The following is a 25,428-nucleotide window of genomic DNA, read 5'->3' as shown; positions in this document are numbered from 1 at the left end:
CACACCCGGTCGGTTGACCCGGAACCGAAGCGTCCGGCCACCATGTTGGTGTCATGTCTTGGCGGCGCCGGACGAAGGCCAGTTCACCAGACGCGCGATCAGCACGGCGGGATAGAGCACGCCGATCACCGCTTCGACCAGGGCAGTGCTGCGGGCGCGCGCCGCCACCGGAACGATGTCGCCGTAACCCATGGTGGTCAGCGTCGTGAAGCTGAAGTAGAGAAAATCATCCCAGTTGAACTGCTGCAGGGCGGGAATGCTGGTCACGCTGGTCTGGTAGGCGCCGGGGTTCAGCTCGTTGATGCGGTGGTGAATGATGCTGAAGAAGATGCCGATCAGCATGTAGACGGAGACCCCGCCATAGATTCGGTCGTCCTGGATCGCGTCCTTCTTGAAGACGGCGTGGGCCACGAGCACCGTGGAAAACAGGTAGTAACCAATCACGACCAGGCCGGGCCAGCCGACCAGGGCGTGCCGCAGGTCTTTCTCCATGGAGAAAGCGAGGATCAGGCAGACCACCAGAGCTATGAGCGTGACCACGATGCCGCGCTTGCCCGAGAGCGAGATCACGCCGATGGCGGGCAGCAGCGCGAAGAGCGAGGCGCCGATCAGCGAGGTGTCGTCGTCGCCCTTGGCGAACTGCGGATAGATGAAAAGCAGCAGCACCAGCGCGACGAAAAGGGGGAAGCACCGGTTGCGCAGCCAGTGCATGGGATTGACCACTTTCTGATAGTGCTTCCGCCGCTCCGGATGCCAGATGGACTGGTGCTGCCCGTGCGGATGCGGCTCGTTGTTCATCACCCTCCTATCGACTGCATTGGCCGCCCATGATGCAAAAATGATGCGTTGCCAAGCTTGCGGCGATGAATCCTTGCGGAGATTCGGCCGAAAAACTCACGCCTCCTCGAAATCCAGATCGCGATCAAATGGCTCGGGAAGCCGCCAGACGGCGAGCAGCCCAAGGCCCAGCACCATCGCAGCCACCAGTGCCGCCGCGCCGATGATGCCCGCGCCGGGCGTCAGCAATTCCCACGCCATCACGATGATCACCGCGAAACCCCGCACGAGGTTGGGCGCCGTCGTGGCGGCGGTGGCCCGCAGATTCGTTCCGAAGGATTCGCCCGCCACCGTGACGAAGACCGCCCAGTATCCGGTGGCAAGCCCTGCGGCGAAGGTCCATGCGTAAAAGGCGAAGGCGGAGCGCCCGCCAAAGATGAAAAGTCCCGCGATCGAAATCCCAAGCAGTCCGATGAAGAGCGAAATCGCGGTTCTTCGGCTGCGCATCCACTGGCTCAGGGCGCTGCTGGCCAGATCACCGATCGCGGCTCCGGCGTAGCCGCACATGATCACGGTGGGCGGGCGCACGGGCTCCCCAGTCAGGCCCATGCCCTTCGCCAGTTCCGGCGCGAAGACGAAGATCACCCCTCCCACGAACCAGATCGGTGTTCCAAGGAAGACGACGCAGGCGAATCGACGCAGCCGCTCCGGCGGAAAGAACAGCATGCGCGGATCCCCTCGCCGTCTTGTTCGTTGCGCCGCTCGCGCATAGATCCCGCTTTCGGCAACACCCAGCCGCAACGCGAGCAGCGCGAATCCCATCACTCCGCCAATGATGTAGGCGGTGCGCCACGACACGGTTCCTCCGACCAAGCTGGCGGCGATCGGGCCAAACATGCCGGCGAAGGCCACGATCATGGTTCCCCACCCCCGGGCCCTTTTGCCCAGCAATTCGCTCACCAGCGTCACGCCCGCGCCCAGTTCGCCCGCCAGGCCGAAGCCGGCAATGAAACGCAACCCGGCGTACGCCGGAACGCTGGTCACGAAGGAGGTTGCGATGTTTGCGGTGGAGTAGAGCGCGATCGAGCCGAACAGTGTCGCCAAACGACCGCGCCGGTCCCCCAGCATGCCCCACGCGAATCCGCCCAGCACCATGCCCAGCAATTGCGCGTTCAGGATCGCGACACCGGCGCTGGTGATGTCCCCCTTTTCAAAACCGAAGGTCACACGCATCAAGGAGGCGATCCGATCCCATCCGCCGATGCGCTGCGAGGCATCCGCGGGAAGCAGTCCCAGCCCGTCATTCCCCAGGCTGGCCACACGCACCACGCTGAAGATCACCAGGTCGTAGAGGTCGACGAAGTACCCCAGCGCAGCCACCGCGACCGCCAGCCACGGCGTGGCCCGGGCGGCCAGGTCCTGCGCATCGTCGGCTTCGAATTTCGGCGGCACAGGCAAAGTTGTACAGCAAATGCCCGCCATGGAGAGGTCGCGGTGGCGCACCCCGCCGCCTACCCGAAACCGGGCTTGGGCAAAAAAAGAACACCCCGATCGAGATCGGGGTGTTCAAGCAATCGGCATTCATCGCTGAACGCCGACTGATTTCTTTTGAAATGAACGGTTTGGACGCCTTGGATCCGGGTTGCCCCGGATTTGTCCGTCGGTGTGGGTTGCCCCACGTTGACGGGCGAGAGATGTGTGAACGGATCGCGACAGCTGAGGTCTCCCTCAGACAGCCGTCTATAAAATCCTATAGAAAGGAGGTGATCCAGCCGCAGGTTCCCCTACGGCTACCTTGTTACGACTTAGTCCCAGTCACCAGCCTCGCCGTGGGCACCTCTGAAATGAGGCGACTTCGGGCGCTACCGGCTTCCATGACTTGACGGGCGGTGTGTACAAGGCTCAGGAACATATTCACCGCGGCGTAGCTGATCCGCGATTACTAGCGATTCCAACTTCATGGAGGCGAGTTGCAGCCTCCAATCCGAACTGGGGCACCTTTTGAGCGATTTGCTCCACCTTGCGGTCTTGCATCGTTCTGTCGGTGCCATTGTAGCACGTGTGCAGCCCTAGGCATAAGGGCCATGAGGACTTGACGTCATCCCCACCTTCCTCCGGTTTGACACCGGCAGTCTCACTAGAGTCCACAGCATTACCTGTTTGCAACTAGTGACAGGGGTTGCGCTCGTTGAGGGACTTAACCCGACACTTCACAGCACGAGCTGACGACAGCCATGCAGCACCTGTGCACGTTCCACTCTTGCGAGCGTTACTCCCCTTTCAGGGAACTAATCCGTGCATGTCAAGCCTAGGATAAGGTTCTTCGCGTTGCTTCGAATTAAGCCACATGCTCCACCGCTTGTGTGAGCCCCCGTCAATTCCTTTGAGTTTTAATCTTGCGACCGTACTCCCCAGGCGGCGCACTAATCAGTTTTCCTACGACCGAGAAGGCGTTCAACCCCCTCGACCAAGTGCGCATCGTTTACGGCGTGGACTACCGGGGTATCTAATCCCGTTTGCTACCCACGCTTTCGTGCCTCAGCGTCAGGACTGGCCCAGTGGCCTGTCTTCACCTTCGGTGTTCCGATAGATATCTACGCATTTCACCGCTCCACCTATCGTTCCGACCACCTCTACCAGCCTCAAGATTTGTGGTTCGCCAAGCAGTTCCTCGGTTGAGCCGAGGGATTTCACAAAGCGCCTTCAAATCCGCCTACGCACGCTTTAAGCCCAGTGATTCCGATTAACGCTCGAGCCCTCTGTATTACCGCGGCTGCTGGCACAGAGTTAGCCGGCTCTTCCTTTGGGTTTCCTCATGTTGTTGGTGAACCCTGACAGTGGTTTACACCCCGAAGGGCTTCATCCCACACGCGGCATTGCCCCGTCACACTTTCGTGCATTGCGGAAGATTCGTTACTGCAGCCTCCCGTAGGAGTCCGAGCAGTGTCTCAGTCTCGATGCGGCGGGCCGTGCTCTCACACCCGCTACCCGTCTTCGCCTTGGTGAGCCGTTACCTCACCAACTAGCTGATAGGAGATTCCCCGCTCCCAAGGTGGTAAACCTTTGATCGTTTCCGATGTCATCAGGTATTGTCCCAGATTTCTCTGGGGTATCCCTGGCCTCGGGGTACGTGGGAATCTATTCCTCGCCCTTTCGCCACTTCTGGATTGCTCCAGTCGTTCAACTTGCATGTTTTAGCCATGCCGCCAGCGTTCAATCTGAGCCAGGATCAAACTCTTCACTTAATTTCGTTACGAAGCGGGCAAGCCCGCTGTTGTTTCAAAACTTGAAGATGACCTGGCCACCAAGTGCGTTCCGAAGAACGACTTGGCCGGTCTCTGTCGAATCATCTCTCGACAGCCAACGAGTTCTCACTCGTTGGATTCATATCACTTGTCATAACCTTGCCATCCCGATTGCTCAGGAAGAAAAAGTTGTTGAATTGACCAATTCTTGTCATTGGCTTTCACGGAGGATATGACAAACAGAGACTGTGATCTCTGAGTTGCTCCCAATAATGGGAACTGGCTCCCACGATCTGGCCGTGACCAAATCATGAAAACCGCACATCCTCGCGGCGTATCCAAACTGTTCACTTTTCAAAGAGAATCCTGCCTTCAAGCCTTCCGGCTGGAAATGCAGGGTCGAGGAGTCTAACCAAATCCCCGTGCCTGTCAACTCCAAGGGGGTCGGAATCCACTTTGTTCATAACCCCTGCTCCCCAACCCGGAGAACGCAGGAATTGAGGCGTTTCTGCGGCCCGGAAGCTGCGTCGGACCCCTATTCGACCACGCAAATGACGGCGGCGGCGATCCGAACCGCCCCGCGTTGGCGGAGCACCCGACTGGCCTCCTCAATGGTGGCCCCGGTCGTACGAATGTCATCCACAAGAAGGATGGATTTCCCGGCAAGTCCCCGCCGGTGCCGGCGTCGAGACTTGAACCGCTGCACACGACGCAACCGGCCCGATCGGTCCAGGGTCTTTTGAGTCCGCCCGAAGCGCTGCCAGAGCGCGCGGCATAGGGGCAGGTTCAATTCCCGCGCGACCGACGCTGCGATGAGGTCCGAATGGTCAATCCCGCGGGACAGTCGGCGAAGGAACGGGGTCGGAATCGGAACCACGATCCAGGTGTGCCCCTGCGATTTCAGGGCCGCATTCATGCGCGATGCGACTCTGCGGCCAAGCGCCTGACCCAGCAGTGCGCCCGCTCGCGACCATCGATTCTTCTTGACCGCCAGGGCCAGATCCGAAAGAGGTGGTTGGTAGAGGCCGAGGCAGCACAACTCCCGGGTTTCGAAGGCGGCGAACTTTTTGGGCGATTGCTGGCGAAGCGCGTCCCTGACGGCGCTCTCCGCGTCCGTGCGGGCCCGTCCAAGAAAGTGTTCCTCGCACTGCGCGAACCACTCCCACGCCTTGTGAACAATGGATGTGCTCATCGAAGCATCGTGGCATCGCCGCGCGGCGCGAATGCAAAATCATGCGTTTTATCCCGGAAATCAGCAGGTTTTTAGGATGCCGTCTTCGCCATCCGTCGCAGCACCATGCTCAGGATGCCGCCGTTGCGGTAGTAGTCCACCTCGACGGGTGTGTCGATGCGGCACACCGTCTCGAACGTAATCTCGGCCGCTCCCGGCCGCCGCGCGCGAACGGCGACGAGCTGCCGCGGCTTGATGTCCGTCGGCAGATCGATGTCGAAGGTCTCTTCGCCGGTCAATCCCAAGCCCTGGGCGCTCTGCCCCGGCTGGTAGGTCAGCGGCATCACGCCCATGCCCACCAGGTTGGAGCGGTGGATGCGCTCGAAACTCTCCGCGATCACGGCGCGCACCCCGAGCAGCTGGGCGCCCTTGGCCGCCCAGTCACGCGATGAGCCCATGCCGTAGTCCTTGCCCGCCAGCACCACCAGCGGCGTCCCGGATTTCTTGTAGCTCTCCGCGGCGTCGAAGATCGGCTTCACGGCGCCATCGGTGAAATCCTTGGTCACACCTCCCATGGTCCCCGGCGCCAGCTGATTCTGGATCCGCGTGTTGGCGAAGGTGCCGCGGGTCATGACCCGGTCGTTGCCGCGTCGGCTTCCGTAACTGTTGAACATGCTCACGGGCACGCCATGCTTCATCAGGTATTCGCCGGCGGGGCCATCCTTCTTGATGTTGCCCGCGGGAGAGATGTGGTCGGTGGTCACGCTGTCGCCGAGCTTGGCCAGGCACCGGGCGCCGCGAATGGATCCGATCGGGCCGGGTTCGGCCAGGGTCATCGAGGTGAAGAAGGGCGGCTCCTGGATGTACGTGCTCTTGGAGTTCCACTGGTACATCTCGCCCCGAACGGTGGCGATGTCCTTCCATTCCTGGCTGCCGTCGAAGACGCTGGCGTACTGCGTGCGGAACTGCCCGTTGGTGACGCTCGACGCAACCGCCTCGTCGATTTCCTTCTGGGTCGGCCACACGTCACGCAGAAAGACGGGCTTGCCGCTCGGGGAGAGACCCAGCGGCTCACTCTGCAGATCGATGTCCACCGTGCCCGCGATGGCATAGGCCACCACCAGCGGCGGGCTCGCCAGATAGTTCGCCTTCACGTCGGGATGCACCCGCGCCTCGAAGTTGCGGTTGCCCGAGAGCACGCTCGCCACGACCATGTCATTGCCCTTGACCGCGCCTTCGACCGCCTCCGGCAGCGGCCCGCTGTTGCCGATGCAGGTCGTACAGCCGTAGCCGACGACGTCGAAGCCGAGCTCCACCAGGGCCGCCATCGTCCCCGACTTCTTCAGGTACTCAGTCACAACTTTGGAGCCCGGGGCCAGCGAGCTCTTCACCCAGGGCTTCCGGGTCAGGCCGAAGGAGCGCGCCTTCTTCGCCAGCAGTCCGGCACCGATCATGACGCTCGGGTTGCTGGTGTTGGTGCAACTGGTGATCGCGGCGATGACCACGGCACCATTCTTCAGGATGCACTCCTTGCCATCCATCATGATGGCGACGCCGTCGTCCGCGACCGCCGTCGCGGTGGCCGGCGCGGCGGACTTGCCGCCGGATTTCAATTTCGTCAGCGCGCTCCGCCAGGTGCTCTTCATGGCCTTCAATTCCACGCGGTCCTGTGGCCGCGAGGGGCCGGCCAGGCTCGGCGTGATCGTGGACTGATCCAGCTCAAGGACAGCGGAGTAGGCGACGTCGCGCGAGTCATCGCGCCAAAATCCCTGGGCCTTGGCGTAGGCCTCGACCGTCTTGACCAGCGATTCCTCGCGCCCCGATAGCCTCAGATAGGCCAGCGTCTGCTCGTCGATGGGGAAAAATCCGCAAGTTGCGCCATATTCAGGAGCCATGTTGGCGATCGTCGCCCGGTTCGCCACCGGCATCTCGGCAAGCCCGGCGCCGAAGAATTCAACGAACTTGTTTACGACGCCATGCTTGCGAAGCATCTCGGTCACGCGAAGCACCAAGTCGGTCGCCGTGGCTCCTTCGGGAAGTTTCCCCGTGAGCCGAACACCGACCACTTCTGGAATCAGCATGTAGATGGGCTGGCCAAGCATCACCGCCTCGGCCTCGATCCCGCCAACACCCCAGCCCAGAACCCCCAAGCCGTTGATCATGGTGGTGTGACTGTCGGTTCCGATCAAACTGTCCGGATAGAGCACGCCGTCCTTTTCCCAGACCACCTTCGCCAAATATTCGAGGTTGACCTGGTGGACGATGCCGGTGCCGGGCGGCACCACGCGGAAGTTCTCAAATGCCCCCTGACCCCATTTGAGGAATTCATAGCGCTCGATGTTGCGCTCGAATTCCTTTTCGCTGTTGATCGTCAGCGCCACCCCGCTGGCGAAGGCGTCGACCTGCACCGAGTGGTCGATGACCAGGTCGCAGGGCACCAGCGGATTCACCCGCTTCGGATCGCCGCCCATTCGCTTCATGGCGCCGCGCATCGCCGCGAGGTCCACCACACAGGGCACGCCCGTGAAATCCTGGAGCACCACGCGCCCCGGCATGAAGGGTATCTCCTCATCGCGCCTGGTCCCGGAGTCGCTGGCCACGATCGCCTTCACATGCTCCGGCGTGTAGATCCGGCCATCCTGGTTGCGCAGCACGCTCTCCAGTAGCACCTTGATCGAGCACGGAAGCCGATCCACATTGCCGAATTTCTTCAGCGCCTCAAGGCGGTAGTAAGTCTTGTCACCCAGCGGCGTTGAAATCGAGGTGCGGGCTCCGAACGGGTCATGTGGGCTCTGCGGCATGTTTCAAATTCCTCAATTTGCGAATGAAGGATTGATTCTAGCGGGACGGGTGGCGATGCCGATCAGGGCGATCGCGGGAATCCCGATCAAGATGCTGAAGAGGAAGAAGCCCTGGTAGCCCATCAACTCCACCAGCCAGCCCGACGCGCCGCCGATGGTGGCACCCGCCAGATACATCACACCCGACAGCAAGGCGTATTGGGCGGCGCTGGAAGTCCGATCGCAGAGCGACATGAAGTACGCCACGAACGCCGCCGACACCATGCCGTTGCACAGATTCTCGATCACGATGACGCACGCGAAGGTCGGCACCGACCTCCCGGCCTGGGCCAGCACGATGTAGCCCGCGTTGCTCAGACATTGCAGCAGGCCGAACACCAGAAGCGTTCGAGAGATCCCGAACCGCTTCACGGCGATCCCGCCGATGACGGCTCCGGCCATCGTCATGGCAAATCCCAGCGCCTGCCTCAGGAAACCGATCTCCTCCAGTGTGAAGCCAATCTCGTTCCTCAGGAAGGGCATGGTCATCCGATTGCCAAGCAAATCGGGCAACCGGAACAGAAAGATAAAGACCAGGACCAGCACCAGCCTTCCGTGAAATCGATTGTGAAACGCAAGCAGTGGAGCCACGATGGCCTCGCGAAGGGATTGGGGCGGTTGGCGTTCCGTCGGCTCCGGGGCAAGCAGCGCAGAGATCAACCCAATGAAAAGGAGGCCGGCCGAGCCCGCATAGACAATTCGCCATGCCGTGGCCCTTGCCGCTTCCTCAGATGAGGATTCAAGCCAGGGAGCCACTTTCGCGACCGCCACCAGCGCCAGCGAACCGGCCAGAACAAACGCCATCCGGTATCCCGCCACATAGGCGCTGGCGGCCGGGCCCTTTTCATCCTGGGAGACGTCCGATCGATGGGCATCCACGGCGATATCCAGCGTGGCACTCAGCATTGATGTGGCCAGGGCGATGAGGGCGAACGCCATGAGCGGAGATCCGGAGTGCTCGGGCCCGCACCATGCCAAGGCCAGCAGGGCGACCAGCAGCAATGCTTGAAGGACAATCAGCCAGCTTCTTCGCGCACCAAGCCATCCGAAGCCGGGCACGGCGAAGCGATCCAAGAGCGGCGACCACACAAACTTGAAGGCGTAGGGCAGTGTCACCAGCGCGAAGAGTCCGATGGTCTTGATGTCGATCTTAAGATCCGCCAGCCAGGCGCTGAGCGTGTCCGTGACCATCACATTGGGCAACCCACTCGCGAATCCCAATCCACCGATCACCGCCACAAGCTTGGCGGGCCTGATTGAATTCATGCGGCGATGGTACGGCACCCGATGCCGACATGACTGCGACGTGCGCCGCCGCAGACGCCTCGAAGGCCTGCATGTGCGCCTTCGAAACTATTTCTGCGGATACTCGAAGACTCCCCGGCCGCTCTTGTCCCCCAGCCGCCCCGCAGTCACCAGTTGCCTCAGCAGCGGACAAGGAAAGTACTTCGGATTCCCGAGCTCGCGGTGCATCACCATCATGATGTCGTGGCAGACATCCAGCCCGATGAAATCCGCAAGGCGCAGCGGGCCCATGGGGAAATTGCAGCCCAATTTCATGATTTGATCGATGTCCTCAGGCTGTGCCACCCCATCCATCCAGGCATAAAAGGCCTCATTGATCATCGGCATCAGCACCCGGTTCGAGACGAATCCCGCCCGGTCATGGGCTGGGACCGGTGTTTTTCCAAGTCTTTTTGCAAGATCAATCGTTCGTTGAGTGGTCTCCGGACTGGTGGCCGATCCCTTGATCACTTCGACCAGCGCCATCACAGGGACCGGGTTGAAGAAGTGCATGCCGATCACCCGCGGTGCATCCGCTCCGACCGCGGCGGCGATCTCGGTGATTGAAATGCTGCTGGTGTTGGTGGACAAGATCGCGGGCGCCGGGAAGTGCGATTGCATCTCGCGAAAGATCTTCTTCTTCAATTCGACATTTTCGGTGGCCGCCTCGATGACCCACTCCGCGCCTTTCGCTTGATCCATGGAAGCGACGTAATGAATCCTCGCAAGAGCCGCATCCGCTTCCGTCTGGGACATTCGCTTCTTCTCGACGCTGCGATCGGCAGTCTTCTTGTGATAGGCGCGGGCACGATCGAGCTGTTCAGACTTCACATCCATCTGAAACGTGTCGATCCCGCTCATTGCCGCGACAAAAGCGATGCCCGCACCCATTGTTCCAGCACCAATCACAGCACATTTTTGAATTTGAGCGCTCACGTTGGACTCCTTGTTGAATCAGGCGTTGATATAGAGCCTGTGATTGAACCGCAAACTCGAAAAGATTGCTTCGGATTCAATTTGATTCAATCGATGCAAATTGTTCCCTGGTGAAACCATTTCATAGTCCTATAAATTTAAGCAATAATATGCCGTTTTTATGTCAAAAAAGGCAATTTTTTTGACGCTATAAATTCATTTCAACCTCGAAATCGCTGATTTCAGTCAAATTGAGTCCTCGATTGATCCAAAATAAATGAAGAAAATGACAAAAAAACTGTTTTATTACTTGAGCGCATGCTTTTTCGAGTCATGCTGTGTTCATGGTCTCATCCCGGTAGACCATGTTCCCTTCACTTCACTGTGTTCCCTTTCTTCCCTTTCCCTACCGGACATCTGGAGTATGAACAATGGGTTTCCCAAAGAGCGTAATTGGTTTTGGAGTGCTTGCGACTGCCGCAAGTGCCAACGCGGCCTTCCTCGGCATTACGGGTACAAACTACCTGGTCGTTGATGGCGGCAATCGCTACTCAGTCATGGACGTCTATGCCGATTTCACCGGCGCGTTCGACAAGTGCGTCAACCTGTTCGGTCAGACCGGCACCAATGCCTTCTGCCGCACGACTCGCAATGGCGTTCAGAACGCCGGCGATGCCGCCACTGCAACCAACGGAGCCGCCTGGGTGCACTCCGACGGAAGCGGCTGGATGCCTTCGAACGCAGCCAATGCAAATGCATGGGATTCGTTCGTGAGCATGGGTGCACGTAGTCAGTCCGCCGCGATCACCAACCAAGCAATTGGTGGCGACGTGTACTTCGCCAACGCGGGCACTGCTGGCGCTTCAACCATTCAAGGTGGTTACAACGCGACTCCGGCTTACGTCGGAGCGGGTTGGCAGACCAACTTGCCGAATGATCCAGCCGATTTGGCTGGTTCGTATGCCGACAAGCGTCTTCTGCTCGGTCGTTTCACGGTCAATGTGACCGGGTACACCAACGCGGACACCCTGTCGATGCAGATCAAGGGCAAGCTCACTCTGAAGGTCAACGGCACCATCGCTGGTGGCGGAACGACTTCTCAGCCTGCGTTTAACACGAACTTGGTTTACAACACCTTCGTTGTTCCGGCCCCAGGCGCTCTGGCCCTGGTCGGACTGGCTGGTCTTGTCGGCCGTCGTCGTCAGGCCTGATTTACTAACAATCCCTTTGGAAACCAAGGACCCCGATGATTTAATCATCGGGGTCTTTTATTTTTACTTTGGGTTGGCAAATAACATCGTTGATATTTTTCGAAATTTCGATATTGGATATCTCGGTTCCACAAAATCAAAATTTTTCACTACTTATTTTTGACATGATTCAAAATCGACCTAGTTTGTCCCTGCCTTAGGAATGTTGATCTTGAAAATGATCAGGATCCAAGGGCGTAGTTGAGGTTGGTGAAAAGGAGTGGGACACTCAAGTCATTTCGCAAGGCAAGGGCAATCCTTTCTGGCCTTGGCCGACAGCGAAATTTCTGCGGGATCCTGAAAAACTAGAAATCGTGGTCCAGGCTTGTGCCTATCCAAATCATGTTCGGCGGTTGTTGGAAAAGCGTTTGTCGTATTTCAAACAGAACTGTAAGGGAATCAAGGATTTATGAAAAACTCATATCAAATCGTCTCGACACTGCTCACCATCTCATTCGCCGGCGTTGCCAGCGCGTCAGTCTCGGGAGCTCAAGGCCTCTATGCCCACAACTATCTCGTCACGGACGCGGGTGTTCAATACTCGGTCATGGACGTCTTCCTCAAATTCAATTCCGCTTCCGGAACCGGCACCCAGGGTGAGCGCATGGTGAATCTGTACGGCCAAGCCACTACCGATGCCTCGACGTTTGGGGTCAACAAGACATCTAAGTTCACCAACAGCCTCGGCTTGAACTTCCAGCACAGCAACGTTAGCTGGCTCCCCGGCTCCGGCGCCAACGGCGGCACCGGCAACAACACCTGGGACTCCTTCATGACGGTCGGCGCCCGCACGCAAGGCGCGGGCAACACCGGCAACGTGGCCGCAGATTCCTACTTCACCAATCCGAATTCGAATGTCGGCTCGATCATTGGTGGCTTCAACGCGACTCCTCTCTTTGTCGGCGCCGGAGTCACCCAAAATTCGCCGAGCGATGCTGGGTTTGAAACCAACGCTTCAGCCAATGCCGACCACATGATCATGATCGGGCGCTATAGCCTGAAAACCAGTGACATTCTCGCCAATGGCGGCACGGCCACGATGGCGGTGTGGTTCAATTGGACCGGAAAGTCGACCGCTCAAACCGGCGGAACAACCTTGTACACCATGGCCAGCGCCAATGTGAAAAGCGATGCCCAGACTAAGTACACTATTAGCGGCAAAACTTGGACCTTCGACCCTTCCTTTGATGGTGTGGTTGGCGGCCAAGCTGCTTGGTCCTTCTATGCACCGCCAGTTCCGACTCCCGGCGTTGTTGCACTGCTTGGACTTGCAGGTCTCATGATGCGGCGGCGCAAGTAATCGACCTTCGATTGGATTGAAGACAAAGACGCTCCACTCAAAAGAGGAGCGTCTTTTATTTTTATTTCCTTACGACGACATTGCCCCGATTGGCAAGACCCTGGAACGCTTTAAAAGTGGTTCATAATATGCCTTTTTTTTGGCAAATTGTTGAGTTTTTTTTGCTGCTGGTCAATAATTCTTTCTGCAATTGCTAGTCATTTTTGAGCGAATTCGAATGAATTCCTTTGACTTGCCAGATAAAGGTGTTAATACTGACCGCACGGTCGATTTCCCATCGGCCATTGTTCCCTTTCTTTCCCTTACTTCCCTTTACATAGAGAAAAAAATGAAATCAATGACCACTGCTGTTTCTGTTTTTGCAACTGCTGCAATTTGCGCCGCCGCTTCGGCGACCACGGTTGACGTGCAGTTCACCGGCACTGGCCCCGGTCAAGGCGTGAACATTGTTTCGCCTGGATTCAACGGCGGAGTCTTTGCCGGCGTGATTCTTATCAATGCGACCAACAGCAGCAACACAGTTGCCTTCCAGAACGGCGCCTACGCCGTCTTCTGCTGCGATCTGTACCAGTACGCCAACGGTGGCGTGAACCAGTACAACGTGGTGCCAGTTTCCACGATGCCGACCAGCGCTCCGATGGGTGCTGCCGCGGCACAGGCCATCAACGACATGTATGTCTTTGCTGCAGGAAACCAATACCTCACTGCTGATTATGCAACAGCATTCCAGCTCGCGGTTTGGGAAGTCGTCACTGACTTCGGCTTTGGCTTGGATCTGAGCACTGGACTTGTCCAGGCGTCCGGATACAACGGAACCGTCGGTGCGATTTCATCGGCACTCTTTGCCTCGATCAACGGTTTGGGCAACGCCAACATTCAGGGCGTTTCCAGCATCTACCATCAGGACTACATCGTCGAGAATTCCGGAAACATCCCGGCTCCTGGCGCCATGGCACTGGTTGGACTTGCTGGCCTGATCGGCAATCGTCGCCGTCACGCCTGATTCACTCCACTGATGCAAATCCCGCGAGGGGCGGCTCATGCCGCCCCTCGCTTGTTTTTTCCCCAAGAATTTGACTCCCCGGAAAGCTCAATTTTTTATTTTGATTTCTTTCCCGGCTTCATTTGACTCGCCCGGTTTCCGTGTTAGTACTGCTCCACGGGTCGAAATCCGACCGATCCGGATGTTCCAAGTTGTCGGACGAGTGAGTTGGCTAAAAGGGTATTGAAAAAATCATCGGGTTTGGAGTGCAAGATTTGTGGCTTTTCATTTGCCACAGACGCGACTTGTTCCTTCATTCTCAGCGTGGAGTGCGTGCGGCTTTCGCCTGCTTAAAGGGAGCGGGTGATTGGTATCGCTGTGCTGTCCGCTGGACTGAAGGACTTGGCGACGAAACAGAACTCCAGCACGCCGCTGCCGGAGATTCCAGTGAAAGGGACTGGGATCTCCGGCGATTGCGGTGCCTGCTGACGGAGAGCTGTTTCAGACGTCGGTCATCTGCACTCCTGACTCATCTCGTTTACTCGCGGATCCTTCCCCGATCTGCGCATTGTGCATGGCAGGACTTGCGGCTCACAAAGTCGCTCTTGACAAACATCGTGGCTTGATCGCATGTCGATCACGTCGCATCACTGAATCTGATCGCTCTTCGGAAAAAGGGCCGAAGAGTTGTGTAAGGAAAAGGCTTGGTTTCACGGGAAATCAAGAATCAGATGTTCGAAGGGGGCGGTCCCAAAAGGACTCCCCGGCTCGATGCTTGCAAAGGGAACGCAGCATCGGGTCTCGAACCATGCGGGCCGCGGAGGGCACGGTCCGCAACAGCACAGGGGACGGGTCTTTGAAAAAAGGCTCGTCCCCTTTTTTTGTTCCTCGCGAAGCTTTTCAAGTTGACATGGAACAACGCGGCAGGGTCCGGCACATTGAATCGCTAGGTCTCCCCCGCGGGTGCTCTCCCTATGCCTTCCACTTGCGTGGAGGCGGCCCCTGATAATCGGCGAGCGGGCGGATGATCCGATTGTTGGCATGCTGCTCCATGATGTGGGCGGCCCAGCCGGTGATGCGGCTGGCCACGAAGATGGGCGTGTATTGCGGCACCGGAATTCCGAGAATGAAATAGGTCATCCCGCAGGGGAAATCGACATTGGGATGGATCGCCTTGTCCTTGAGCATGATCGCCTGGACCCGATCCCCGATGTCAAACCATTTCTTGGCGCCGGGGCCGATCTGCTCGGCCAGCTTGAGACCCCAGGATCGAAGAATGCCCGCTCGGTGATCTCCATTTTTGTACACGCGATGTCCAAAGCCCATGAGCTTGCGCTTCTCGACGAAGGCCCTCTGCATCCATGCTTCAACGGTGATGCTGCCCCCGGAGCAGTCCCGGTCGATCTCCTTGAGCATCTCCATGGCCATCTCGTTGGCTCCCCCGTGCAGCGGGCCCTTGAGCGCTCCGATGCCGCCGCAGACCGCGCTGTGGAGGTCCGATTCAGTGCTGGCGATGACCCGGCAGGCGAACGTGCTGGCGTTGAAATCGTGTTCGGCGTAGAGCATCAGGCTCACATCCATGATGCGGGCCTCGAGCTCGCTTGGCTTTCGCCCATTGATCATCCAGAGCAGGTTGGCTGCATGGCCCAGGGAGGCATCCGGCTCGAGGATGGGCTTCTTTTCACGCGATCGCTGGCAGATCCCGATGAGCATCGGAATCTGGGCCAGAAGCCTCATGCTTTTCCGCAGTTCGGCCGCCGGGGAATTGTCCTCACAATCGGGATCCGTATGGGAGAGCAGGCTCACACCCGTGCGCAGCACGTTCATGGGATGCGCCTGGGGATGGCTCACGGCGAACTGCGCCACCGCATCCCGCACCGGCACGGGGATTTTTCGCTGGGCGACGATGTCGCTCTTGAATTTCTTCAGTTCGGCGTCCGTGGGCTTGTGGCCCACCAGCAGGAGATACGCAACTTCCTCGAAGGTCGCGTGGGCGGCGAGATCGGCAATCTCGTAGCCGCGGTAGAGAAGTTCGGTTTGCGTGACGGCACAGACGGAAGTGTCGCCAACGGTCTGCCCCGCGAGTCCGCGGGTGTCGGGTTGCTTGGAAGCGGTTGAGGTGCTCATGACTACTCCGGTGGTCGGGTCTGAAAGTGTGCGATGCTAGCATCCGCCCATGAAACTAAGCGCCAAATGGACCGCCAATTTACTGCTTGCCGGGTGCGGCACCGTCGGCCAATACAAGCCTCCCCTGCCCCCTCCGCCAAGCGAGAGGGTGGATCAGGTGTGGCGCTGGATGGGGGGTACATTTTCAAGCTCCATGCAAGCCATGTCGGACGCAAATGATCCGCCCATGACGCTCCATATGCAGCCCATTTGGAAGGACCGGACCGACGGCCGATGGCTGTACGTCGAGAAAGCTCCTTCGAAATCCCCGGGCCAACCGCTTCAGCAGAGCGTGTACCAGCTCGTGGACCGGGACAATGGAGATGTCGAAATTCGCCTCTACGAGTTTCCCAGCGACCCGGATGTGTATACCGGCGCTTGGAAACACCAGAATCCGCTTGACCGATTCCTTCCCTCCCAGCTCGTCCCGCGATCGGGTTGCGGGATTCGGCTGAAAGCCTCGTCGGGGAACCAATGGCGCGGCTCAACGACCGGTCAAAACTGTGCGTGCTCCAAGGGCGGCGCTACTTATGCGACCTGCGAGGTGAGCCTGTCCGCGGAAGAATTCGATGTGTGGGAGCGCGGATTTGACGATGCCGGCAAGCAAATCTGGGGACCGACAAAAGGGCCCGACCAATTCAAGAGGCAGCCCTGATCCTTCCGACGAGAGCACCATGACGCCACCCCGCAGGAAAGCCGATTCGATATCACCCATGCAACAGAGCACGTCCGAGCATCCTGGGCGCACACTTCGCGGCCTGATGTCGCGCGGAACGGTGATGGTTCCCGGCGCCTTTAACGCGCTGGTGGCCAAGGCCGTTCAAAAGGCTGGTTTTGAGGCGGTCTACATCTCGGGCGGCGCCACGGCAAATGTCTCGGGATACCCCGACGTCGGCCTGATCACGCTGACTGAAATGGCCCGAACCATCCGGGAAATCGCTGATGCCGGCCGGTTGCCGGTGATCGCAGACGCCGACACGGGCTATGGCGAGGTGGAAAGCTGTGTGCGGACCGTCGTGGAATACGAGCGAGCCGGCGCCGCTGCGCTGCACATCGAGGATCAGGTTTTTCCAAAGCGGTGCGGACACCTGGACGGCAAGGAAGTCATCAGTGCCAAGGCGATGGTCGACAAGGTCAGCGCCATGGCGAAGCACCGGATCACTCCCGAGTTTGTGATCATCGCGCGGACCGACGCGCGGCACGTCACCAATTTTGCCGACGCCGTTCAACGCGCCAATCAATATCGGGAAGCCGGGGCCGATGTGATCTTTCCAGAAGGGCTGCAAAGCGAGGCCGAATTCCGGGACTTCGCCAAGGAGTCGCCTGGCCCCCTGCTCGCCAACATGACCGAGTTCGGCAAGACGCCAGACATCTCTGCGGCCAGGTTCGGAGAGCTCGGTTACGCGTTGGTGATCTATCCGCTCAGCATGATGCGCCTGGCCATGGGGGAGGTGACACGGGGTCTTTCTTCGCTGAAAAAGCATGGGTCCGTGAGGGAAGTGCTTCCCCAAATGCAGACTCGGAAAGATCTCTATTCACTTTTGGACTACGAGCCCGGGTCGGAATGGAACTTCCCCGGCAATGGCGCGTGATCGGCTGCGGAGCCGGGTTTCAAGGCAAACATTCTGCCACGGTGAGTTCCCAGAAGCCCAAAGGTCTGGTTTCAAACGCCTTTTTTTGAGCAAAAACAGCGTTTTTTTCAATTTGCCACTCAAGGCGAGACTTTAATTTTTTATGGAAAAATTGATTCATTTAGGAACACGATGACGATGTAGATGCGAATATGTCTTCGTAGGATTAACTTCCTACCCCATGTTTGGATCGCTGAAAGTAGTTTGGCTTCTTCTGAGGTGAGGTAAAGGGACCTCTAATCAGAAACTAAAACTGTGAGGGAAAGGGAACTCTCTCACGTTACTGGGCCGAAAGGCCGAGTGCCAAATGGATGCGAACCGAACATGTTGGAGGGATTGAAGGGAAAGGGCGGTCAGCCGAAGCTCAGAAAGGGTTCGGCTGATCTCCTTTTTGGGCCAAATTTTTTATCCCGATGCAATTCAAGGAAGGGTCGAACGGACCCGCCGTGAGATTTCTATACAATTTCCACTTCCCCGGCACGACTCCTCAGCGGAACCCTTCCATGCAAAAATTCCATCATTCCATTGCCTGCAGCCTGATGTTCCTGGCCAGCGCCTTTCTGGCAACCACGGCGGCTTCCTCCTCACCCCGTCTGACAGACCAGGCCTCGGCTGCCAAAAGCAAGCTGGACACCTTGAAGGATGAGGCCGATGCGAATTACCTCGCGAAGCCGCATGACATCACGCCGCTTGGTTTGCGAAGCCACTGGCAGGCGAAGATCCCCCATGCCGGCACCGCCCCACTCGCGGGCATGAGCCTTGATGGAACTGAAATTTTCACCTGGGACCATTTCGGCGTGGTGACCCGCGTAAAGCCGGACACCGGCGGAGTGCTTTGGCAGGGTTCGACCCAGAGCACGCTCGACAAAATCTACGGCGTCAATATTTCCCCGGCAGGCACGACTCCCGCCGCCATCGCCCTGACCGACGCGGCTACGGTCGCCTTTGAGGATGGAAGCGGTGCCCTTCTGGCCCAGCAATCCCTTCGCCGCGTTCCCGCCACCGCCGGTGCCACCAACGGCAAATATGTGGTGTTCGGCGACTCCGAGGGACGGGTCATCTGGCTCAAGCTCGTGGAATCCAACATCGCCAAGGTCTCGACCCAGCGCGACGCACCCGGCGAATATTCAACCAACGACGACCGCAGCCTGCGCCGCACCGTCGAGTGCCTGGAGGAGATGGGTGCGATGTCGCTGGGGAAAATTGTGATTCCCCCGGTGGTGGTGCCTGGTGTCGGAGTGCTGACCGTGAGCACCGGCGGCGAAGTCTGCCTCTTTCATGCGACAAACGCCAAACCGATCTGGAAATACAAGAGCAACGCACCGTTCGTGAGCAAGCCCTCGGTGCTCAACGGCATCGCGTACGTCTCCGGGAAGGACCAGTATCTGCACGCCATCGACCTTAAGACGGGGCAATCCAACTGGAACTGGTTCACGCAATCACCCTTGGTCAACCCACCGCTTGCAGCCGGAGATCTGGTGGCCCTGCAAGTTCCCGAAGAGGGCTTGGTGGCCTTCAGCACGACTCCCGGCGACAAGGTGAGCGGGCTTGTTCAGTGGAAGTCCAAAGCAGCCGGCAATGCCATCACTCGAATCAATGACGGATTCATCCTGTGGGACGAGACCAGCCGCACCATGTCGCTGGTCGAGACCAAGGCGGGCGGCATCACGGCGACTGCGACGTTCCCCAATGCGGTGTGGGTCGCCTCCACCGCCCCAGTTGATGGAACCATTCTGCTGCTTTCCTCCGATGGTCGATTGCAGCAGCTCCGGCCCATTGAGGCGACAAAATCCGCGGCACCCGCTGTGCCGGTGGACACGAAACCCGCAGCCGGCAAGGATGCCACGCTCAAAGCCGAAGCCGCCGCCAGCGCGGGCACGCCGTGAATGGCGCGCAGCTGCAAGAGATTGAAGCTTCAAGTCGCATGAGCTCCCCCGTTCCAATTCGTCGGGCGCTGCTGTCGGTCAGCGACAAGCGCGGCTTGGCGGAATTCGCCCGGATGCTCGCCGCCGCGGGCGTGGAAATCGTGAGCACGGGCGGAACCGCCAAAGCCCTTGCCGAGGCTGGAATTCCCGTGGTTCCAATCGAGCAGTTGACGGGGTTCCCCGAAATGCTGGATGGCCGGGTCAAGACCCTGCATCCCAAGGTCCATGGCGGATTGCTGGGTCGGCGCGACATTCCCGAGCATGTCGAGCAAATGCGGAAGCACGGCATCGAGCCGATCGACCTGGTGTGCGTGAGCCTCTATCCCTTTGCCGCGACCATCGCCAAGCCGGGAGTGACCGAGGAGGAGGCGATCGAACAGATCGACATCGGCGGGCCGGCGATGATCCGCAGTGCCTCCAAGAATCATGAGTTTGTGGCCGTGGTGACGTCGCCGGATCAATATGGACGGGTGGCGGAGGAGATGCAGGCCAACCACGGCGCCACGACAATGGCGCTGCGCCGGGCGCTTGCAGCCGAAGCCTTTGAGCACACGGCGCGATACGACGCCATGATCGCGGGATGGATGGGCCGCGCACCCGAGTCGTTTCCCGACGCGTTGCCCCTGTTGCTGACGCGCAAAGCCACCCTGCGCTACGGGGAGAATCCCCATCAACAGGCGGCGCTCTATCGCAACTCCGCCGAGGCCGATGGCGGCATCGTGGAGGCGGAAACCGTGGAAGGGAAGCCCCTCTCCTACAACAACATCCTGGATGCCTCGGCGGCCTTCGACTTGGTCAGGGACCTGGCCGCGATCTCCCAGGAAGGCGTGGCGGCATGCGTCGTAAAGCACACCAATCCCTGCGGCGCGGCGATCGCGGCCGACGCCTTCGAGGCCTTTGATCGGGCCTATGCGGGCGATCCCCTGGCGGCCTATGGCGGCATCGTGGCGATCTCGTCACGGGTCACCGCCTCGGCGGCGCAAAACATCGCCAAATCCGAGCGCTTTCTGGAGGTCGTGGTGGCGGAGTCCTTTGAGCCGGAGGCCGTCGCCTTGTTGGCGACGCGATGGAAAAATGTGAGACTGCTCGCGGTGGGATCCATGAGGCTCGCTCGCGCGAGCGTGCCGCAGTTGCGAAGCGTTCCGGGCGGAGTCCTGGTCCAGGAACCCGACAGCGCAATCTGCGACGCGAAGACTTTCAAGCATGTCGCGGGGCCGGCCCCAAGCGCGGCGATGCTGCGCGACGTGGAATTCTTGACGGTGATCTCGAAGCATCTGAAAAGCAACGCCGTGTGCATCGGCTCGCAGCAATCGCTGTGGGGCGCAGGCGCGGGCCAGATGGACCGCGTGGCCTCCTGTCGTCACGCGATTGCAAAGGCCGGATCGCGGCTTTCAGCAGCAGGCTCGACCATGGTGACCGCGGCCAGCGACGCCTTCTTTCCCTTCGACGACGGACCGAGGCTCCTGATTGACGCGGGGGTGAAGTGCCTGGTGCATCCGGGAGGCAGCAAGCGCGACGCCGACACCGAAGCGCTCTGCCGCGAGCGGAACGTCACGCTGCTGGTGACCGGGACTCGCCACTTCCGGCATTGATCCGAATCGCAAATGAAAACGTGCGTGCGATGATTCGCACGCACGTCGCTTTTCAATGCAAGGGCCGTGGCCTTGAACCCGTCGAACTTATTTGGGAGTCGGATTCAGACCCGGCGTGGCCGGCTTCGCCGTTGATTTCAAGGAAGGTTTCGAAGCGGGTCCACCCATTTTCGCGGTGGGCTCCGCGCCCTTCGTCGTGGACGACTTCACCGCTGCAGGAAGCGGATACTGGCTGGTGCAGTCGGGCTTGAGGAAGAAGTAGTACATGGTGCCCTCGGCGTACTGGCCTCCCGCGAGAATTTCTGCGGCCGGTCCGATGCCCATGTAAATGTCGGCGCGGCCCGGGGCCTGGATGGCTCCGCCCGTGTCCTGGTCAAGCATGAACTTCAAGAATCGCTGCTTTTTGCCGCCGAAATCGATGCCCTGCGTGTCGACCAGCACCACGCCGCCCGCCGGATAGACCTTTTTGTCGGTGGCCAGGGTTTCCTTCTCGGTCACCTTGAAGCCGAGGGAGCCCGCCGGCCAATTGCCGCCGTCGTAGGTGGTGAAGAAAACATACGACTCGTTCTTGGCCATCATCGAAGTGATCTGCGCCGGGTTCTTCTTGTACTCGTCCATGATCGCCTTGAGCGAAAGCTTGTCCTTGGGAATCAAGCCCGCGTCGACGCAGGATTTGCCGAGGCCGACGTAGGGACGATCCGTCTTGCCGGAGTAGCCGACGAACATCGGCTTGCCGTCGGGAAGCAGGATCTTGGCGCTGCCGTTGACCTGCACGATGTACGCGTCCAGTGGCGAGCGCAGGTAGACCAGCTCGGTTCCCTTGAACATGTTGCTGGACTCGATCTCCGCGCGCGTCGGATAGGGATGCACGGATCCGTCAGCGGCGCGCTGACCCTTGGGCTCGCCCGTGGAGGGATCGGTCACGAGATCGGCGGGACGCTTGAAGAGCGGATACTTGAACTCGTCCGTCGGGGTCAGGCTGCCGTTGAATTCCGGGCTGTAGTAGCCGGTGAACAGCACGGTGCCCTTGCCGTTCCATCCCACGGTCTGCCAAATTTCAAATTGCTGCTTGATGGCGCCGACAAAGGACGCCTCGTCCTTACTGTCCTGGAGGATCTGCTGGAAGGCGACGATGCTCGACGACGCCTGGTCCCAGGTCGCGACGTTCATGAAGGGGAACTTGCTCTTGGTCGAGGGCATCTGAAACCAGCCGAGCGAGGAGGCGAGCGCCTTGTTCAGGAAGGGATCGCGCACGCGCCATGCGGCGCCGATGTCCGGCAGCGGATCGTTCGGACCAAGCTTGCGCAGGCCGCTCTCGCCCGGGCCAAGTTGATGCGTGTAATCGGGGGCCGCTTCCGCTATCGGCTCCTCGGATTTGCATCCGGCGAGAAACAGCATGGGCAGCGCGATGGCGCCGCAGGCGAAGACGAGGGGGAATTTTCGATGGAGGAAATTGGGCATATGGAGAAAATAGCGATTTTGGCGAAGTCGGCTACTATAAATCCATGCAAACCTTCCTTTCCATCCATCCGACAAACCTGCTTGCCCTCGGATTGCCGCAAGGCTTCGAGTGGCTGATCCTGCTGGCGGTCGCCCTGCTCATCTTCGGCCGCCGCCTGCCCGAGGTGGCCCGGTCCTTCGGCAAGAGCATCAACGAATTCAAAAAGGGCATGACCGACGTGACCAACGAGATCCACAAGGAACCCATGGATCAGGCTCCGACCGATGCGGCAAAGCTTCCGGGTGGGGCAACCGGTGATGTCGGGGCTCAGCGAACCGCTCAGGGTCAGAAAGCCAGCCAGGAACCCGGTCACCTGAGTTGAACCCCGGATCAGGGGCTTTTTCGAGGATTTGAAGGTTGCATGGCAGGCGTTACCATTGCTGTTTCGACGGGCGATTAGCTCAGTTGGCTAGAGCGCACGGATCACACCCGTGAGGTCGAGGGTTCGAGTCCCCCACCGCCCACTTTCCCACCCCGAAGGCATGGCGGCTTCGGGGTGATGTTTGCTGGCGAACGCGCTTGTCCCTCACGCCATGGCGGAGGGGCGTTTCTCGGCAGTGGGCACGAGAGCTCCGGCTCCGTCCAGGAACCCCACCCGACCGGTCGCCACATCGTACATCGCACCAACGATCGCCAATTCGCCGTTGAGGATCATCGATCGGAGCACAGGGCTGCCCGCCTCGATCCGACGCATGGTGTTGCGTACATTCAGCGCCGCCACACGGTCCACGAACTGTTCATTGTCCCCGTCGCGGTGATCGAGGGTGCGCGTCTCCATCCTCACGGCCTCGGCAATCGTGTCGGTGATCGACGGCAGGTTCGTGAGCTCGCCCACGGCGTGCGCGCCCCGCGACACCAGTTCGCACGTGGCCTTCACCGCGCCGCAACGGGTGTGTCCAAGAACCACGATCAATTTGGAGCCCGCCACCTTGCAGGCGTATTCGACGCTTCCGAGCACCTGGGCACTTGACACATTGCCGGCCAAGCGGGCGTTGAAGATGTCGCCCAGGCCCAGGTCGAAAAGGATTTCGGCCGGCGAGCGCGAGTCGATGCAGCTGAGCACCACGGCCATCGGATGCTGGCCCGCGGAGGTCGCATCGACCTGGCGCACCAGATCGCGATTCAAGCGGCGGTCGCTCGCGAAGCGCTCGTTGCCCTCCTTCAGGAGCTGCAGAACGCGCGACGGCGTCAGCTTCGCCTGGATCTCCTTGGTGGTCCAATCCACGTATTGCTGCACGTCGCGCAGGGGGTAGCGGTCGCGGAATCCGAACAGGCTGACGCTGATGCCGCGTGCCGGCGCCGTTTCTCCGGCAAACTCCCGGATCATCGAGAGGACATCAAGATCCATGTCATCGGTCATCCGAGCGTCGATCGCCACCTGGTCGCCGCTCTTGAAGGCGCCCAGCGTCGTCATCAGACGGGCGCGGTTGAGGAAGTTGGCGTGACTGGCCAGCTCGATTCGGTGCACCAGGCCTCCGGTGTGTTCCTCGCGGATCACGCGGAATCCGCGACGAAGGTTGCCCCACAGAATGAAGGCAATGCTGATGCCCAGGCCGATCATGACTCCAAGAAGGAGGTCCGTGAACACGATTGACAGGATGGTGATGAGGAAGGGCAGGAACTGTCGGACGCCTTCGGACCACATTTGGCGGAAGACCTTCGGGCTGGCCAGTTTGAATCCGGTGACGATCAGAATGGCGGCCAGCGCGGCAAGCGGAATGCGGTTGAGCAGCGTCGGCAGCAGCAGCACGCTGCCCAGCAGCAGCACGCCGTGGACGATCGCCGCCAGCCGCGTGCGCCCGCCGGATTGCGCGTTCACCGAGCTGCGCACGATGACCGAGGTCATGGGCAGGCCGCCGATCAGCCCCGCCAGCAAGTTGCCTGCGCCCTGCGCCAAAAGCTCGCGATTGGGCGGCGAGGTGCGGCGCAGCGGGTCGAGCTTGTCCGTGGCTTCCAGGTTGAGGAGCGTCTCCAGAGACGCGACGATGGCGAGCGTCGCCGCCGCGCTCAGCACGGCGGGATCGCTCCATCGGCTGAAATCTGGGAAACGCAGCAGGTCACCCCACCCCATCCCCTGCGTGCCGACGACGGGCACCGAGACCAGATGGTTCTGCGCGATCGCCCACGATGAACCCGTCCAGCGCAGAAGTTCGCTCATCGCAACTCCGAGCAGTACGGCGACAAGCGCGCCGGGGATCATCGACTTCTTCAGCCGCGATCGCTCCCACACCACCAGCACCGCGACGCAGCTGAGGCCCACCAGCGCGGCACCCGGCAGGAATGCGCCAATCAGTTGGCCGAACTCGCTGATGGTGTTCCGGCCGTCCTCCTGGCGGAACGAAAAGTCGCCCTCATAATCGACGTCGTGCCCCAGCAGATGCGGCACCTGCTTGAGGATGAGCAACGCGCCGATCGCGACCAGCAGGCCCTTGATGACGGTGTTGGGGAAGAAATTCGCCAACGCCCCGGCGCGGGCCAGGCCCAACACAATCTGCAAGGCGCCGGCCATCAGCACGGCGAGCAGAAATGCCTCGAACGAGCCCAGTCCGTTGATCTGCGCCACCACGATCGCTGCGAGGCCCGCCGCCGGCCCCGACACGCTGATGTGCGATCCGCTGAGCAGACCGACGACGATGCCGCCGAGGATGCCCGAGACCAGCCCCGAGATCAGCGGCGCGCCGGAGGCGTGCGCGATCCCCAGGCACAGCGGAAGAGCGACCAGGCAGACGACGAGACCGCTGACGAGGTCGCGGCCAACAGCGGATGCGCGGGATGATGGGACGGCGGAGAGGGTCGTGGATGTCATGGGGTGCGGATGATCCGGATGAAAATTGGGATCGATGTATGAG

18 protein-coding genes, 1 tRNA gene and 1 rRNA gene are annotated in these 25,428 nt (G+C 59.9%); 9 read left to right on the top strand and 11 right to left on the bottom strand.

Annotation, left to right across the window (positions count from 1 at the left end):
• Positions 1 to 51: 51 nt before the first annotated feature.
• The 7 genes from K8R92_05130 to K8R92_05100 all read right to left on the bottom strand — a co-directional run bounded on the left by K8R92_05130 (position 52) and on the right by K8R92_05100 (position 10,208).
• The gene (locus K8R92_05130) at positions 52 to 798 is read right to left on the bottom strand and encodes a hypothetical protein (protein ID MCE9619270.1); all 747 of its coding nucleotides are present in this window, start codon (positions 796 to 798) and stop codon (positions 52 to 54) included.
• Positions 799 to 894: 96 nt separating this feature from the next.
• A complete protein-coding gene (locus tag K8R92_05125) occupies positions 895 to 2,259 on the bottom strand; it encodes an MFS transporter (protein ID MCE9619269.1) in 1,365 nt (454 codons plus the stop codon).
• 274 nt (positions 2,260 to 2,533) lie between these two features.
• Positions 2,534 to 4,022: ribosomal RNA gene (locus K8R92_05120) — 16S ribosomal RNA — on the bottom strand.
• 535 nt (positions 4,023 to 4,557) lie between these two features.
• Positions 4,558 to 5,214, bottom strand: a complete 657-nt coding sequence (locus tag K8R92_05115; GenBank protein MCE9619268.1) for a hypothetical protein — start codon at positions 5,212 to 5,214, stop codon at positions 4,558 to 4,560.
• Positions 5,215 to 5,285: 71 nt separating this feature from the next.
• Positions 5,286 to 7,994 (bottom strand): aconitate hydratase AcnA, encoded by a 2,709-nt coding sequence (gene acnA / locus K8R92_05110; GenBank protein ID MCE9619267.1) that lies wholly within the window; start codon positions 7,992 to 7,994, stop codon positions 5,286 to 5,288.
• A 12-nt stretch (positions 7,995 to 8,006) separates the two neighbouring features.
• Positions 8,007 to 9,299, bottom strand: a complete 1,293-nt coding sequence (locus K8R92_05105) for an MFS transporter (protein ID MCE9619266.1) — start codon at positions 9,297 to 9,299, stop codon at positions 8,007 to 8,009.
• An 87-nt stretch (positions 9,300 to 9,386) separates the two neighbouring features.
• Positions 9,387 to 10,208, bottom strand: coding sequence for a 3-hydroxybutyryl-CoA dehydrogenase (locus tag K8R92_05100; protein MCE9619265.1), 822 nt, complete (start codon positions 10,206 to 10,208; stop codon positions 9,387 to 9,389).
• Positions 10,209 to 10,663: 455 nt separating this feature from the next.
• Here K8R92_05100 and K8R92_05095 point away from each other — a divergent pair, with 455 nt between their 5' ends.
• From K8R92_05095 to K8R92_05085, 3 genes are all read left to right on the top strand, one after another.
• Positions 10,664 to 11,443, top strand: coding sequence for a hypothetical protein (locus K8R92_05095; GenBank protein ID MCE9619264.1), 780 nt, complete (start codon positions 10,664 to 10,666; stop codon positions 11,441 to 11,443).
• A 448-nt stretch (positions 11,444 to 11,891) separates the two neighbouring features.
• Positions 11,892 to 12,782 carry a hypothetical protein gene (locus K8R92_05090; GenBank protein MCE9619263.1) on the top strand — a complete coding sequence of 297 codons (891 nt, stop codon included), beginning with the start codon at positions 11,892 to 11,894 and terminating at the stop codon, positions 12,780 to 12,782.
• Positions 12,783 to 12,999: 217 nt separating this feature from the next.
• Positions 13,000 to 13,785: a hypothetical protein gene (locus K8R92_05085; protein MCE9619262.1), complete on the top strand. Its 786-nt coding sequence runs from the start codon at positions 13,000 to 13,002 to the stop codon at positions 13,783 to 13,785.
• Between the two features lie 951 nt (positions 13,786 to 14,736).
• Here the strand turns inward: K8R92_05085 and K8R92_05080 are convergent.
• Positions 14,737 to 15,891 (bottom strand): citrate synthase, encoded by a 1,155-nt coding sequence (locus tag K8R92_05080; GenBank protein ID MCE9619261.1) that lies wholly within the window; start codon positions 15,889 to 15,891, stop codon positions 14,737 to 14,739.
• Between the two features lie 49 nt (positions 15,892 to 15,940).
• Here K8R92_05080 and K8R92_05075 point away from each other — a divergent pair, with 49 nt between their 5' ends.
• Positions 15,941 to 16,585, top strand: a complete 645-nt coding sequence (locus K8R92_05075; protein MCE9619260.1) for a chromophore lyase CpcT/CpeT — start codon at positions 15,941 to 15,943, stop codon at positions 16,583 to 16,585.
• Between the two features lie 58 nt (positions 16,586 to 16,643).
• Positions 16,644 to 17,522 (top strand): isocitrate lyase/phosphoenolpyruvate mutase family protein, encoded by an 879-nt coding sequence (locus K8R92_05070; GenBank protein MCE9619259.1) that lies wholly within the window; start codon positions 16,644 to 16,646, stop codon positions 17,520 to 17,522.
• Positions 17,523 to 17,541: 19 nt separating this feature from the next.
• Here the strand turns inward: K8R92_05070 and K8R92_05065 are convergent, their stop codons facing one another.
• Positions 17,542 to 17,682, bottom strand: coding sequence for a hypothetical protein (locus tag K8R92_05065; GenBank protein ID MCE9619258.1), 141 nt, complete (start codon positions 17,680 to 17,682; stop codon positions 17,542 to 17,544).
• 382 nt (positions 17,683 to 18,064) lie between these two features.
• Between K8R92_05065 and K8R92_05060 the strand changes: the two genes are divergently transcribed.
• Together K8R92_05060 and purH are read left to right on the top strand one after the other, a co-directional pair.
• Positions 18,065 to 19,447: a PQQ-like beta-propeller repeat protein gene (locus tag K8R92_05060; GenBank protein MCE9619257.1), complete on the top strand. Its 1,383-nt coding sequence runs from the start codon at positions 18,065 to 18,067 to the stop codon at positions 19,445 to 19,447.
• A 38-nt stretch (positions 19,448 to 19,485) separates the two neighbouring features.
• Positions 19,486 to 21,078, top strand: a complete 1,593-nt coding sequence (purH, locus tag K8R92_05055; GenBank protein MCE9619256.1) for a bifunctional phosphoribosylaminoimidazolecarboxamide formyltransferase/IMP cyclohydrolase — start codon at positions 19,486 to 19,488, stop codon at positions 21,076 to 21,078.
• Positions 21,079 to 21,165: 87 nt separating this feature from the next.
• On the opposite strand, the gene K8R92_05050 is transcribed toward purH, so the two are convergent.
• Positions 21,166 to 22,539 carry an MltA domain-containing protein gene (locus K8R92_05050; protein MCE9619255.1) on the bottom strand — a complete coding sequence of 458 codons (1,374 nt, stop codon included), beginning with the start codon at positions 22,537 to 22,539 and terminating at the stop codon, positions 21,166 to 21,168.
• 44 nt (positions 22,540 to 22,583) lie between these two features.
• On the opposite strand from K8R92_05050, the gene K8R92_05045 reads away from it, so the two are divergent.
• The gene (locus K8R92_05045; protein ID MCE9619254.1) at positions 22,584 to 22,901 is read left to right on the top strand and encodes a twin-arginine translocase TatA/TatE family subunit; all 318 of its coding nucleotides are present in this window, start codon (positions 22,584 to 22,586) and stop codon (positions 22,899 to 22,901) included.
• A 68-nt stretch (positions 22,902 to 22,969) separates the two neighbouring features.
• A tRNA-Val gene (locus tag K8R92_05040) sits at positions 22,970 to 23,043 on the top strand.
• A gap of 62 nt (positions 23,044 to 23,105) precedes the next feature.
• On the opposite strand, the gene K8R92_05035 is transcribed toward K8R92_05040, so the two are convergent.
• Positions 23,106 to 25,385 (bottom strand): sulfate transporter, encoded by a 2,280-nt coding sequence (locus K8R92_05035; GenBank protein ID MCE9619253.1) that lies wholly within the window; start codon positions 25,383 to 25,385, stop codon positions 23,106 to 23,108.
• Positions 25,386 to 25,428: the final 43 nt, after the last annotated feature.

Source organism: Planctomycetota bacterium (assembly GCA_021414025.1).
GTDB lineage: Bacteria > Planctomycetota > Phycisphaerae > Phycisphaerales > SM1A02 > SYAC01.
Note: the sequence above shows the minus strand (reverse complement) of the source record. Positions and strands in the feature narration are given on the sequence as shown.